This window comes from Cupriavidus sp. P-10 (assembly GCF_003402535.2).
Taxonomy (GTDB): Bacteria; Pseudomonadota; Gammaproteobacteria; order Burkholderiales; family Burkholderiaceae; genus Cupriavidus.
The window spans coordinates 1,323,859-1,337,018 of record NZ_AP025171.1; the positions used below are offsets into that span (position 1 = coordinate 1,323,859).

Here is a 13,160-nt window from a genome sequence, read left to right on the forward strand (position 1 = left end):
GACGATTTAGAGCCTAATATGGAACGCTGCGAACTCTTAAACGCGGCTTTCTCTTACGGCACCGACGTCATGCAAAACAAGCCAGATGCGACAACATTCCCGGCGTTCAACATAGTCCTGCGCGATGGACGGGAGGTGCTGGTTCGGGCGATTGCCGAAGACGACAAGGCCGGCCTGATCGCGGCATTCAGCAGGCTTTCTGCCGATGCGCGTTATGCCAGATTCATGGCTGCCATGCAGCAACTGCCCGAAGCCATGCTTGAGCAGGCGACACACCCGGCCGCCGAGCGCGAGTTCGCCCTGGTGGCGCTTGCCAGGACGGAAAAGAATCCCGCTATCGTTGGCGGCGCGCGCTACGCTGCGGCGGCGGGCAGCGATACCTGTGAGTTTGCCGTGACGGTAGTGGATGACTGGCATGGGCTTGGCCTTGCCAGCCGACTGCTGGGCGCTTTGATCGACATTGCCCGCCGTCGCGGATATCGATGCATGGAAGGTTATGTTCTGTCATCGAATACTGCGATGCGGCGACTGGCCAGGCGGTTGGGATTTGCCGACGTACCGTGTCCCGACGATGCCACGCTGCGCGTGGTAACCCTTGTGCTGTAAGGCCGGATGTCAGTTCGGAAGCGAACAGAAGCGACGCTGAGGCTGATACAGGCTGATACAGGCTTTTTCACCTGCCGGACCCTTGAGGACTTCCAATGCGCACCCAGTTTGCCTTCCTTTTTGCATTCGCTGCGTTAATGCTTGCCGGATGTAACACCGCACCGATCCCGCCAGGCAAGCCAGTTGATATCCCCACCGCCTTGCAGCAAGTCTCCGCCGGACTGTGCGCATTCAAGAAGGACGCCGAGGCAAAAGGGCAGGGGTCTTTCGACGCGGTCAATGTGGAGCTCGACCTGACCATCGGTGGCGCAAAAAATCCGCCGGTAGCCGTGGCACCCGACATTCAATTCATGCCGACTGTCAGCTACGGACAGACCATATCTGTAACCAAGGGAAGCAAGCTGACGCTGACGCTCAAGATGCCAGCGACATGCCCGGGTAGTTAGCCAGGGAGGCAGCCTGGCGTGGGAGCAGGCCCAGCGACTCGCTTGAGCTCCGCAAGGAGTGGATCAGCAGACGCCTGCACACCAACTAATATGGATCAAGACAAAGTCCTGTGCATGGCCCAACTGAGGAGGATGCGATGGCAACAAGGCTGATCGGGCTCGCGGTGACAGCCATGGCGTGGACGGCGCTGACGATGGGCGCCAGCATTGCCCGTGCGGATGAAATCCCATTGATCACCGGCAAGCAGTGGACTGAATCGTCAGATCAGATGAAGAAGGCTTACCTTGTCGGCATTGCCAACGTCGTCCAGGTTGACGTGGCCTATCACGCCGGTAATTCACCGCCCGACTCGGCAAGCATCGTCCCGCGTTTTGCAAGGGGGCTGAAAGCGCACTCGCTGGATTCGGTGCGCCAGGGCCTGGATCGTTGGTACGCCGCACATCCGGACCAGTTGCAGCGGCCGGTCATTGAAACCATCTGGTTCGAGATGGTTGTCCCCGGATTAGCCGGCAAAAAGTAAGGCAATGCCATGAAACGACTCCATCTCATTGGCGCAACGCTGGCCGTCGCTGGCGTTGTCGGATGCACGAACATGACGCCGCAGCAGCAAGGCACGGTATCAGGTGCCGCAATCGGCGCAGCGGCCGGCGCGGGCATTGCGGCCATTGCCGGAGGCAGCGGCTGGACCGGCGCCGCGATCGGCGCTGTTGCCGGCGGGGTTGCGGGCAATATCAAGGGAGGCAAGCAGCAACAACCTTGGTAGCTGTTCGCCGCACAGGGTACCCGGATCAACCCGGACATTTCAACTTTGCCTGGACACTAACTGTCCAGGCAAAGTTGAAATGTCCGGGCGCCAGCAAAGTTGAAATGTCCGGTTGTCCGGTGTCATTTCAGCTTTGTTTGTTCTGTTTTTGGGGTGCCCGTCGGGCGGTGGTGCTGGCCTGAAGCGGCAGATTTGTGATCAGGGTGGGGCGGTCATGCCAGCAGGGCGGATTTGAATTCCCAGGTGTCAAGCTGAAATCAGTTCTCGGTTCCGTTAAGCGGCCACGGTTGCCGCTGTAAGCGTTTTAGCGCTTCCAACATATCGTTCTGATCCAGCGAGCGCTGCGACTTCTTGCCGGGCGGTCGTCCTCGCTTGCGGGGAGCCCCCTCCGTGCCAGGCACAGATAGCGACCGTGTGTTGTCGCGCTTCTCCTGAACGTATTGGGCCATCTGCAGCACATGTCCCAGGCGCTTGTTGTCCACGATCGCGCCCTGGTCCACTTGACCAACCGGTCCTGCAGGGTCAGGTGAGTCCGCTCGACGCGGCCCTTGGCCTGGCTGCTGTTGGCGCAGATGCCTTCGATGTTCAGCTCAAACAACGCCCGGGCAAACTGGGTGTGGCCGTCGCCGCTGGTCGCCCCTTGTTTGTTGACCCGGAAAACGCTGGCCTTGTCACTGTAAAACGCCACCGGCTTGCCATGGCGCTCCAGATAGGCACGGGTCGCCGCGAAATACGTGAACGTGGATTCCGAATGAGTGAAGCGCAGTTCCATGATCCGGCTGGTGGCGTCGTCGACGTACACCAGCAGCGTGCAGGCTGGCGCGCGCTCCTCAAACCAGCGGTGATCGCTGCCGTCGATCTGGATCAGTTCGCCATAGCAGGCGCGCCGGTTACGAGGCTGGTAGACCTTGGGCGGCCGCTGTTTGCGCGGCACCCACAGGCCGGCTGCCGTCATCAGTCGGCGGATCGTTTCTTTGGACAAGGTCAGTCCATGGCGCTCGTGCAGCTTCTCGGCCGCCAGCGTTGGGCCGAAGTCGGCGTAGTGTTCCCGGATCAGGCCAAGGGCTACAGATTCGCGGTCCGCAGGCATGCGATTGTTGCTGGGTCGCCCGCGCCGTCGCGACACTAGCCCGGACGGGCCTTCCTGTTTATAGCGTTCCAGCAGCCGCCGGAACTGCCGGTCCGTGATCTCCAACCGTTCGGCGGCCACACCGGGCCGTAACTGACCATCTACGACCGCCTGGACGGTCTTGAGCCTGTCTAACTCATGCATGCTGACTGTAATGACCTCGGATTTAGCCATCCTCTGGCGTCTCCATCGTGTTCAACCGGGCAGGCTAAATACCACGAATGGAGCACTCAAGCGGACATTTCAACTTTGCCAAAACCGGACATTACAACTTTGCCGCTACACCGCTTGTCCAGCCGGTTTTGAAAGGTCGTCCCTTCCGCTGAATTCAAATGTCGGAGCGAGCGTGCTTTTTGTGCGGGGTTGGCGTCTTTTGCGGGGTGGTGGTGGGGCGGTGGTGCTGGCCTGACGTGACAGAATTTAGCCCAGGGTGGGGCAATGGATTCACGGTGGGCAAAGTTAAAATGTCCGCCTTCTCATTGCGCGGCGGCGCCGCCATCGCGCGCTCCAGATCGAGCCGGTTGATCAGCCGCTGCCGCTTGGTGTTGGGCGCCGGCCGGTGTGGGCGCGGCGGCTCGCCGGCCAGCGTGCGCGACGGCCCGATGGTTTGCCGGCTGTCGCGCCGCGCCTGCACCTGCGCGGCAATGGCCAGCACGTGCCCGAGCCGCTTGTTCTCGACGATCGCGCCCTGGTCGACCTCGGCGAGCTTGTCAAAGGTGGTGTAGGGCAGGGACGCGCCGTCGGCCCACAGCTCGATCCGCCCGTCCGGATACTCGGCGACCTCGAGGTAGCGGTGGACCAGGCGCCGGTGCTCGGGCCGGTCCTCGAGCAGGTACAGCACCTTGTCATACTGCAGCGTGAGGCTGGCCGACACCTTGCGCCACTCGCGCCAGCTGAAGATCCGCTCCAGATCCTCATCGCCGCGCAGCGGCCGGTGCGCATCAAAGTCGCTGCGCGGCACCTTGGCAAAGCGCGCGTTGAAGTCGGCGATGAAATGTGCGGCAAAGGCATTGGCCGCATCCATCGTGCTGATGCCGCGCAGCCGCAGCTCCTTGACCAGCCGGTCCTGCAGTGTGCCGTTCATGCGCTCGACGCGGCCCTTGGCCGGGCTCGAATTGGCGCACAGGATGTCGATATTCAACTCGAACAGCGCGCGCCCGAACTGGGTGTAGCCGCGCCCCTCGGCGCTGTCCCGGGCATTGACCCGGAAGACACTGAACTTGTCGCTGTAGAACGCCATCGGCTTGCCGTGGCGCTCAATGTAGGCGCGTGTGGCGGTGAAGTACGCTGGTGTGGATTCCGATGGGACGAACAGCAACTGCATCAGCCGACTGGTGGCATCGTCGACAAACACCAGTAGCGTGCAGGCCGGGGCCCGGTCCTCGAACCAGGCGTGGTCGCTGCCGTCGATCTGCACCAGCTCGCCCAGGCAGGCGCGGCGGTTGCGCGGCTGGTGCACCTTGGGCGGGCGCAGCTTCCTGGGGATCCAAAAACCGGCGTCGATCATGATCCGGCGCACCGTTTCCGTGGCCAGGTTGATGCCATGGCGCTCGCGCAGCTTCTCGGCCGCCAGCGTGGGGCCGAAGTCGGCGTAGCTGTCGCGGATCAGGCCCCGGACACGGGATTCCAGCCCGGGCGGGAGCTGGCGGTTGCTGTCACGACCACGCTTGCGCGAGCCCAAGCCGACGGGACCGTCCTCACGGTAGCGTAGTACCAGACGTTCCACCTGACGCCGTGATAAGCCGAGCTTCTCGGCCGCGCGCCATACCGACAGGCCATGATCGACCACGGCCTGAATCACCTTGAGCCGATCGAGTTCGCGCATAGTCATCGTGATGGTCTCGGGCTTGCGCATCGCGGCCTCCGGTACATCCCTGGACTAAAAACCTAACAAAGATCTGCTCGTAAAGTCTTTTCAAATCAATGACTTCCATGCGTTTCGTCTTCTTTTTTGGGCGACTGCATTTCAAAATCAGTTGTCGGTTCGAAGAACTAATAATTATACAATTGGAAATTAGTAAGTAATTCATCAACATACGCTGACGGCTTATGTCTGCAATCGACTGCGGATCCCACTGGTCGCGCAAGCGTGTCACCTTTGCGCCACCGTTCCCGCATGTTTGCTTTTTGAGTTTCGAGGAGTAGCAGATCCGCCATCTTTGTTTTATCTGCAGCGCCCATCACGCCCACAAAGGCTTCAGGGTGTTGCATATTCACAAGCCAAACTCAACGCCATCGCCCTCACCCTCACCAGGCGACTCCATGAAATCTGCGCGAAACACCTCGGCTGAACAATTTTATCTATTCGCGGTTGGGATTACATGGGTCAATTAGCGCCATGTCAGACGCGTGAAATCAGAAGTAATTCTTCGAAAATGTGCAAAAGAGGCTTGAGTCTTTAGTCTATTGAACAATTTCTTCATGATGCCTAATCTTCTATGGAAGAGCGGATAGTCATCAGGGGACGTGGAATGGGTCTGATATATTATGGCGCTACACTTCACCATGCCATTTCCCGCATTGAGGAAATCGGTGCCGTGAGAAAGTGGCTTAATCGTTGCGAGGTGCCCTCGACGTTTTGTTCTTATCGTCTAGAAGTCGCACGGCTGGCAATATGGTTCGATTTGTCTGAAAACCGCTCCCTTAACAGGCTCTCGGATGACGACTGGGCAGTGTTTGTCGAGTTTCTAAAAGACCCACCAGTAAACTTGATCGGGCATGTAAAGGCCTCGTACGCCTCATCGGAATGGAAGCCGTTCTTTCGAACCGGCTTGAAGACTGCCGCTCTACGCACGTCGCTCAGGATCTTCTCCTCCCTGTATCAAGAACTGCAAGCAGAAGGCCTGGTAGCCAGAAACCTTGCCCTCATCAACATTAAAAACCAAAAATGGGAACGACTGAAGGAGCCGAAAGTCCCGGCCCTGACGGATGACGACCTTAGTTGTGTTGAGGCACATCTGAAAACTCTTCCCACAGATGATGATGGCCCGCGTCTACGTTGGATTTTTTCACTTCTCCGTTCCGGATTTCGGGTGTCGGAACTGGAGGATCCAAGAAATACTATGGCAGCATTCCGAGACGTCTTGTTGGGCAGGAGCACGACTGTTCTTGCGTATTCAACTTGCCTTGGTGTACGAGAAATTCCGACTCTGGGTTCTGAGTTGGCTTCCCGCCTGCAGGACTATCGTCTGAGTATGGATCTCTGGGATTTGCCTCATCCTGATGAAGACGCTCCGCTGGTCTCGTCGGAGGCAGGTAATGTGATAACTAGACAAGCTCTTCACAAGCTGATGAAGTCGGTATTTTGTTTCGTGGCAGACGAGTGTGCGCAGGCCGGTGCTCCTGCCGCTATGGTCGAACGCCTACGTTGCGCTTCGTTAGAGTCGGTGCGATTAGGGGCGGCAAGGGAGATTGCTGAACAAAGAGGCGCAATTGATGCGCGAGCTTTCCTTGGGCTAAAAAGTTTAACCAACGTTCCAAGTCTGGATCAACGTCTTTTTGAAAATTACCGAGCAAAAGAATAGCGGTTAGGCCAGAATGTAATCATAACTCGCCCGGTATTTTTCGCTGAAGTTGGAAACCGTAAAGGAAGTTACACCGTCGGCTACGTGATTCCACCCGTGGCGATTGTAAGATTCATTAGAGTTTACCGAAGGCCGAGCTGATGTCGATCGCGTTACGCAAATATTCGTAGTGCGATCGCGAATGACTTCGGTCACTGGTAATAATCCTATTATCGCGTTTTGATCATTTATATATTTCGCCATAACCCTCGTTTCTGAGTGGTTTGTCTGAATCTTGAATGGAAGGGTCGCCGAAATATGGTCCAATGTAAGTTTCCATAACCGGATAAAGTCTATCATTAAGCTTATTAATTTCGCCTGAGCTGGAGTATCTTTTTTGATCCAGTATGGCAGCGATATGTCCGAGGGGGGTGCCTTCATGTTGAGGGCATCGATCGTGCACCCCTCCCGCGCCGCGCGCCAGGACAGCAAAGCTAGGGCAAACGGGCAGCAGTTCGAAATCTCGATGGCCTCACGTTCATGCTGTGCGAGCCGAAGGAGTTCAGCCAGGCATTGCCGGTGGCGACGACTGTAGGTATGGGTAATCCAACGCCTCACGATGCGATAGATCATCCGATCATCGAATGCATCATTAATATCCGATAATGATCGCTCAATAATCCGACACAATGACGGCTGGGAGGGGAATAATATCCTCGGCGGAGATGGCTCAATCGCCGTTGCGGCGCCTAAAATCCATGGAAATATCGGGTCTGGCCTACGCGCGTTACTTTTATTTGAAAATAGGGCGGAAAGCAGTCCATGGTGGGAGTGCGCGCCGTGCAATCTAACGAGCCATTCAACAAGGGATCTGTTAATGCTGGACATTTCATTTTCGAAGTCTGGCTGGATTCGATGTCGATGATCGAGTAGATCAATGCTGATTCCGGTTGTGCAGCAATTAAGGTATCGAGGTATGATGTCGTTGCGCGACAAAGAAAATGATCTCGCGCAAGCTTTGCAGCGAATATAAGGTTCATCGTGTATAGGGCACCGTTCCATTATGCGGAGAGCGTTGAGCGAGCTTTCATATAGTTGCATCAAACATCCTGGGCAATGAAAAATCTCTGTAGTTTGGTTTGCGCCAAAGCCGAAAAGCTCGGCAAAAGAAAGCTTTGCCAAACCGTAGTCGGTGTCAGTCAGCCGAGCTAAGCGTGCCACATCAATGCTGGTGTCTATGACGGTGCCAGCGGCATTCGTATCACCGGCGGCTAGCAGACGCATGAGTTCCCTGATTGTCATGGCGTTGTCGACGGCAAGCGAATAAATCCACAGCCATCCGGCGACAAAGGGCGTTGGCGAACAGCGTTGGATCAAGTGGGCCGAGGGTGAATTCATTACGTTCGGCCTTGAACAAGAAGAAAGATCAAAGATTGAGTTTTGGATTTTGGTTTCCATAATCAGATTTTTCTATTGCAGCATCGATATCTTGCGGTGTGAACGCAAAACACGGTGAGTCCCGTTTGAAGTTATCGAGAAAAAGATGTCTAACGACCAGTGCGACAATCTCCATTTGTAATCCAATTATCGGAATTTTCTGACGCGACTCTAGCGTTTCCCATATGGACGACGCGTAGTTAGAAAGGCGAAAGCCATTGTGGACGTATGCCAGTGGAAAATAAAAACGGGTAAAGCAGATATTAGTGCCGTCTGGCCACGCGGAGCCCTGTGGTGAATCATACTGAGAGAGAATGTAATGAAGCTCCTCCACGCTTCTGCAGCCATAGAACGGATCCACGGATCGGAAGAAGCGAGCAATAATCTGATCTTCTTCGTCTTCACGAAATTGCGAGATCCTAGCTTTCAATTTCGTTAGCCCAAACAAAACGGATGTCATCTTTATCTGCTGCTCATCAAGACCGTTTTGAATCGCGATCAACTGGTGAAAATCGAGTTTGCCCAAGTTGTTTGCCTCATCGATGACAAGTACAAATTGGTGTCCCCCAAGTTGAGCGCATCGGGAAATAACAGCGGAAATAATCATCTTTAAAAGGCGAGGTTGTCTTGCTGATTGAGGATAGGGGTGTCCAATCGCGTCGAGCAGCAGACGATGAACTCGCTCATTGGAGGTGCTTTCAACAGCCGGAACAAACATTGCTGTGACGGCGCATTGAGGGAAATCTTCAATAAGTTGGCTTTTGCACCATCGTGCTGTATACGTCTTCCCTAAGCGCGATTCGCCAGCAAACAAAGTTCCCGTACGTTGGTCGGCTACACGACTACTTGCTTCCTCGTAACATGTCATAATCATCGGAGTTGGAATGATATATGTACCCATTTGAAGGGGGTGCATGGACAGCAACCGTGCTCGCTGTGTTTCGTCGCGAAGCAGGGACTCGGCTTCCGCCGTCAGTATTATCGATTGCGAATCTTCCATGATCTTTCTCCATTGAGAATGCCTGTGCGATTGGTAAAGCGTGGCGTAGTCGGCGGCGTAACTTTCTGCTTATTTTTTTTACCTTCTTTGTGTTTGTCACGGAAATATTCCGCCGATTCGAGTCGCAGTAACTCGAGAGCCGCCCTTTTTTGCCGTTTGGGGTCCTTCGTCGTCTTGAGTCGGTCGACCAGCATCTCGTGATAAGCCTGCATATAGTTTGTTCTACCCACCAAGGAAAGTTCTTTGCTTCGGACGGCGGATAAGATTGCTTTTCGATCCCGAATCGAATGCTCGAACCCAGACCATTTACCCTGCACCGTGACTCGATCGAATAAATTACCTTGGTAATAGAGATCGAGATGTCGCCCCCCTCTTTCCAGGCAGTCTATTTTTTTGCCGCGGAGCCAGTAACTGTTTGCGAGCTTCGGGGAAGAATACCGACAACTCTCGTGTTGAATGTACGGATGTATTCCTTTCTCGTTATTTCCTTTCACCGTATGTACGGCATGCACAGACAGTACGTCCGCCAGTTCCTTTTGATAGGTCGGGAGATGCCTCGGCAGTGCGCTGGGCGCGTTTCCGGCGAATGCACGTTGAAGTAGTTGCATCGGGGACAGCCCGGGAATTGTCGCCTTGGGAGTAACGTTGTAATTGGCAAAGAAATTTCCACTGAGATGCGCGACTTCGTCAGCGCGAATTCTTAGGCGAAGCGCGTTTTCTTCGGCGACTGAGGGTCTTTTGTCAGGCCGGTTTCCTGTTGAACTGGGAAGCTGATGAGAGACCCCGTCAGCGTATCTGTCGAACAGGTGTTCGATATTGTGCCGAGTAGAAGGCGTGTGTGGACTGCCATAACAAATCGAAAACCCGAAGATCTTCCTTGTTTCCATGTGGATAGCTCTAGCAAGATGGGCGAGGGCGTTGTCAAAAAGGACGAGACTCGGGACGGCTCCCGAGAGAGCGGGAATCAATACGTTCGGGAACCCGGCGCCCGGCGCGAACCGCTGATAGGGCTCCGGGAAACCGTTTGGAGTTTGCGGTGTGCCGAAGGCGAGCTTTATCAGTTCTTGGACGTCTGACGCCCTCACTTCGGAAGAAAATACTGGAAGATGTGCCCATACCGCCGTGGAGCGAGATTCCACAACAGCGAGAATCCACCAACGGGGTAGGATTACATCAATTTCCTCGATACCGTCATTAAACATGATGGTCGTCAACGCTTGGATCTTGTGGGCGTCTATCTCGACAGCATAAAAGGGCTCAAAGAACTGGAGTAGCGATGTTTCGCCCGTGCCTGTCTGTGATCTGGTTCGGGCTAGGTCGCTTTGGGTCGCAACGAGGAGGCCTGGTGTGGTGGCAATAATTTCGTCAAACCATTTATAAAGCGTCTTCCGTCCCTTATCGTTGGTATTCTCTGGCCATTCGGTGTCCACCTTATGGACGTATAACAATCGAATGAATTCGGCATATATTAGACCCTTTCGAAAGGCTTCCGGATTGCCGCTGCAAATTTCCACGCGTTGCTTAAGAAATTGGATAAGGTCGGTCTCAAGCCGGGGTTCCTGGCGCAGGACGTACTGCAAGGCCCCAGCATAGTGGCCACGGTTGTTTGAAGGCTTTCCTTTGACAGGCGTTGTGCGCGTATACCGCTTGTGATGCTTGTGGGGCTCTAAGGCTCGGAATCCGAAGATCTGGCCATCGGGCGCAGTTTCCAGGCATTTCCTGAGCAGCCCAGAGTAAAGGCATCGATTTATGGTTGTTTCGCGTTGGATTTGAATGCCGGTTTTCACGCCGTCGACATAGTCGGTGAGGGCGGCGACGCGATGGGCGAACAGTTCCCTTTTCTGGGACGACCAGCCAAGAGTAGGCGGCGTCGGCCATTCTTCGATCGGTGGCGCGAATGCAAGTAGCGTCATTACTGGTGAAACTCTGCCCATCGCGAAATCTCCATGTTCGTCTTCAACGCTTCGCTTCTTCCTGTCGGCCCTGAAACATGTGTGGGCTGGCCCTCGGTATCGGTTCAATCACCGGGCACAGTCGGGATTTCAAGCACCTGAGGCGGTTCAAACTACCTTTTTGTCCACATGGTGCGCAATGAAAACGATTCAAGGGTCAGATCGATGATTATCGTGCCATTGGCGACTAATCTGCTTACTATCCCGAAGAGGATTGGTTGTTCAATGTTGGGTAATGCGGTTGCCAGATCGGAGATTGATCCGCGTTCGCGCTGCGCAATTTCGTGCAACAGGGCGTTTTGCTCAGCAGCGCACGCATAATCCCGAATTGCGGCCGCGAAGCATGTTAACTGGTGGTATCTCTGAATCAACGGGACATGTTTCCTCAGATCTTTTTTGCGGTGAATAACTATACTGTAGTCATCCGCGAAGGAGCTTTGCACGTCGGATCGTTCTAAGGTATCGGAGATATAATGGACTTCTGCTGGAAATCCCTCTGACAGCGTAAGAACAAACGTTGCATGTTCTGCAGATTTTTCCATTCCGGGGGGCTCAGGACGATAGTCGATGGCCTTCACTCGAGGGTCCATTTCGACAGCGATCATCCACAGTACAAACTCAGCGTCGCCAATCAGGAGGACATCGTCGTTAATCGTTGGACTGTAGAGAAGAAATAATTGTCCTTTGGACTTGGCATATTTTTCATCGCTATATCGGCGGATTAATGCGGCACGGCCACCCCGCATGGGTGTCGGATAAGTCATGTTGTCACGGCTGCTGCTGAACGTCTTCCGGTTAACGTAAGTGCGCTGTATCGCTAGACCGGGACCAGTCCACAGCGCAGGGCAGCATTGCTGCGTTGCCGCCCGGTGTGCACGCTCGGGCGCCGCGATGTCTACGCTGAAATCGCGTATCCTCGGTAGTTCACACGATTGACCGTCGTACGCGGCCAGTGATCCAAGGCGCGGCCGCCCTCTGGGGGGCCGCGCGGTGTGCGCTCGGCGCGGTGATGGGGCGGCGAAGGAATACGAGCAAAGTCGCCATGTGAACTCTTATTTTTGAAATGTAAACTAGGCCAAGTTTCGTGAAACCGCAAGCCATACGATCGACGGTTGCCGGCGTGCCGCCGCGGGAAGCCATTGCGCGGGACATCCTAGGTTCGCAACTGAAGTGGCACCGGGTGTCTTATGAGGATCTCGCAACTGCGGTGAACAAGCTACGCACCGGGCTATTGGGGGTTGAAGCGATGGAGACCCCCCATGCGATGTTGCAAAAAGTGGGGCGTGGGACGTATTCGCTTGCCTTTTTCTTGGAGCTTTCCTGGGTCCTGCCTATCCGCCTGCCCGCTGCTTGGGTATCGCTGTCTGGCCCGAAATCAGCGCTCTGGGCAGCACAAATTCTGCGCTACGAACTGGCGGCACGCGACTTGACCTATGCGCGCTACGCCGACTTACTGCGCCGCAGCGGCATGCGGGAAACGGCCAACTCGATTGCGCTGAAAGCCATGCGCGGTACCTACCGCATGTCGTTCGTGATCGACTCCGATCGTGCCTTGGTGGAGGCAGGGTACGAGCCCATGTTGCCAAGGGAACTGATGGTCGAGCCCCAGACACGTCGCTCGTCGCGAGCCCGCCGTGAGCGGCGCAGCGCCTCGACGGGCGACGATGACTGCCTACCGGCTGAGGCGGAGATTTTGCGACAACGCGGGCTACATGGCGTTTAAGGCGGTGAGCCTTACACCCACGTAGTAGGACTACACTCCGCGCGCGGTGGGGTCACACTTCGGCTAACTGACCGGCCGGCTGTCTGGCGGCGCGCGCCAGCCAAGGGGATGCAGGGGCCCCGGCGCAAACGGGCCTGCAGGGACGATAGCGTCGCATTTAGACAGTTGTCCGCTTATGTCTGAACCTGTCCCTTATTTTGCTTTTAGGTGCCGCTGCATCTTGCTCGGGACTGGTGGATGCAAACGCGGACGCCCCCCGCGTTGTCCTGGCTTTAGTGGTGCGGGGCCGATGGCGGTGAAGCGCAGAGCGTTACTTGACGGCGAAGGATCAGGCGTTGTGGCGCCCTAATTTTGCTGGCAGCCGAGGAAGCCAAAAATTGAAACGCGTCGAATTTCAGCCGTATGTCTTCGTCAGGCAAGTGACGGCTCATCGCAGAACCCGTTCAACGGGAGTTCAACGGGGGGAAGGTTGGCGATCGTCCTTCGCTCCGCCCTTTTTACAGCGGGCCTCCTCAGTGAGACTTAGAAAGCCGGGTCTATAGGCATATCGGGATGAACGCGTTTCGACGGCGTCCAGTTTGGACCCGCTGCGCTGGTATT

11 protein-coding genes and 1 pseudogene are annotated in these 13,160 nt (G+C 55.7%); 6 read left to right on the top strand and 6 right to left on the bottom strand.

Annotated features, from left to right (window positions below; all coding sequences use genetic code 11):
* Nucleotides 1-69: 69 nt before the first annotated feature.
* The 4 genes from CTP10_RS23115 (at nucleotide 70) to CTP10_RS23130 (ending at nucleotide 1,816) form a co-directional block, all read left to right on the top strand.
* Nucleotides 70-606, top strand: a complete 537-nt coding sequence (locus CTP10_RS23115; protein ID WP_116322199.1) for a GNAT family N-acetyltransferase — start codon at nucleotides 70-72, stop codon at nucleotides 604-606.
* 95 nt (nucleotides 607-701) lie between these two features.
* Nucleotides 702-1,052, top strand: coding sequence for a hypothetical protein (locus tag CTP10_RS23120; protein ID WP_233528300.1), 351 nt, complete (start codon nucleotides 702-704; stop codon nucleotides 1,050-1,052).
* Between the two features lie 137 nt (nucleotides 1,053-1,189).
* Complete coding sequence (locus tag CTP10_RS23125) at nucleotides 1,190-1,573, top strand: hypothetical protein (RefSeq protein ID WP_199414675.1); 384 nt, start codon at nucleotides 1,190-1,192, stop codon at nucleotides 1,571-1,573.
* 9 nt (nucleotides 1,574-1,582) lie between these two features.
* Nucleotides 1,583-1,816, top strand: coding sequence for a YMGG-like glycine zipper-containing protein (locus tag CTP10_RS23130; RefSeq protein ID WP_116322113.1), 234 nt, complete (start codon nucleotides 1,583-1,585; stop codon nucleotides 1,814-1,816).
* Nucleotides 1,817-2,306: 490 nt separating this feature from the next.
* Here the strand turns inward: CTP10_RS23130 and CTP10_RS23135 are convergent.
* Both CTP10_RS23135 and CTP10_RS23140 read right to left on the bottom strand, forming a co-directional pair.
* Nucleotides 2,307-3,119, bottom strand: a pseudogene (locus tag CTP10_RS23135) (ISNCY family transposase); the annotation flags it as partial.
* A gap of 154 nt (nucleotides 3,120-3,273) precedes the next feature.
* The gene (locus CTP10_RS23140) at nucleotides 3,274-4,800 is read right to left on the bottom strand and encodes an ISNCY family transposase (RefSeq protein ID WP_271815661.1); all 1,527 of its coding nucleotides are present in this window, start codon (nucleotides 4,798-4,800) and stop codon (nucleotides 3,274-3,276) included.
* A 682-nt stretch (nucleotides 4,801-5,482) separates the two neighbouring features.
* On the opposite strand from CTP10_RS23140, the gene CTP10_RS23145 reads away from it, so the two are divergent.
* Nucleotides 5,483-6,469 (top strand): hypothetical protein, encoded by a 987-nt coding sequence (locus tag CTP10_RS23145; RefSeq protein ID WP_147316342.1) that lies wholly within the window; start codon nucleotides 5,483-5,485, stop codon nucleotides 6,467-6,469.
* Nucleotides 6,470-6,472: 3 nt separating this feature from the next.
* On the opposite strand, the gene CTP10_RS23150 is transcribed toward CTP10_RS23145, so the two are convergent.
* The 4 genes from CTP10_RS23150 to CTP10_RS23165 all read right to left on the bottom strand — a co-directional run bounded on the left by CTP10_RS23150 (nucleotide 6,473) and on the right by CTP10_RS23165 (nucleotide 11,601).
* Entirely contained in the window at nucleotides 6,473-7,906 is a 1,434-nt protein-coding gene (locus CTP10_RS23150) for a hypothetical protein (protein WP_147316343.1), read from the bottom strand.
* On the bottom strand, nucleotides 7,875-8,885 hold the full coding sequence (locus CTP10_RS23155) for an ATP-binding protein (RefSeq protein WP_116323821.1): 1,011 nt from the start codon (nucleotides 8,883-8,885) through the stop codon (nucleotides 7,875-7,877). Before CTP10_RS23155 ends, CTP10_RS23150 begins: the two co-directional genes overlap by 32 nt.
* Complete coding sequence (locus CTP10_RS23160; RefSeq protein ID WP_147316344.1) at nucleotides 8,864-10,819, bottom strand: hypothetical protein; 1,956 nt, start codon at nucleotides 10,817-10,819, stop codon at nucleotides 8,864-8,866. Before CTP10_RS23160 ends, CTP10_RS23155 begins: the two co-directional genes overlap by 22 nt.
* 131 nt (nucleotides 10,820-10,950) lie before the next feature.
* The gene (locus CTP10_RS23165; protein WP_147316345.1) at nucleotides 10,951-11,601 is read right to left on the bottom strand and encodes a hypothetical protein; all 651 of its coding nucleotides are present in this window, start codon (nucleotides 11,599-11,601) and stop codon (nucleotides 10,951-10,953) included.
* 320 nt (nucleotides 11,602-11,921) lie between these two features.
* On the opposite strand from CTP10_RS23165, the gene CTP10_RS23170 reads away from it, so the two are divergent.
* The gene (locus CTP10_RS23170) at nucleotides 11,922-12,560 is read left to right on the top strand and encodes a DUF6471 domain-containing protein (protein WP_116323822.1); all 639 of its coding nucleotides are present in this window, start codon (nucleotides 11,922-11,924) and stop codon (nucleotides 12,558-12,560) included.
* Nucleotides 12,561-13,160 lie beyond the last annotated feature (600 nt).

Coding starts and splice junctions, on each gene's coding strand:
- CTP10_RS23115 (WP_116322199.1), top strand. CDS start 70: ATGCAAAACAAGCCAGATGCGACAACATTCCCGGCGTTCAACATAGTC.
- CTP10_RS23120 (WP_233528300.1), top strand. CDS start 702: ATGCGCACCCAGTTTGCCTTCCTTTTTGCATTCGCTGCGTTAATGCTT.
- CTP10_RS23125 (WP_199414675.1), top strand. CDS start 1,190: ATGGCAACAAGGCTGATCGGGCTCGCGGTGACAGCCATGGCGTGGACG.
- CTP10_RS23130 (WP_116322113.1), top strand. CDS start 1,583: ATGAAACGACTCCATCTCATTGGCGCAACGCTGGCCGTCGCTGGCGTT.
- CTP10_RS23140 (WP_271815661.1), bottom strand. CDS start 4,800: ATGCGCAAGCCCGAGACCATCACGATGACTATGCGCGAACTCGATCGG.
- CTP10_RS23150 (WP_147316343.1), bottom strand. CDS start 7,906: ATGGAAACCAAAATCCAAAACTCAATCTTTGATCTTTCTTCTTGTTCA.
- CTP10_RS23155 (WP_116323821.1), bottom strand. CDS start 8,885: ATGGAAGATTCGCAATCGATAATACTGACGGCGGAAGCCGAGTCCCTG.
- CTP10_RS23160 (WP_147316344.1), bottom strand. CDS start 10,819: ATGGGCAGAGTTTCACCAGTAATGACGCTACTTGCATTCGCGCCACCG.
- CTP10_RS23165 (WP_147316345.1), bottom strand. CDS start 11,601: ATGACTTATCCGACACCCATGCGGGGTGGCCGTGCCGCATTAATCCGC.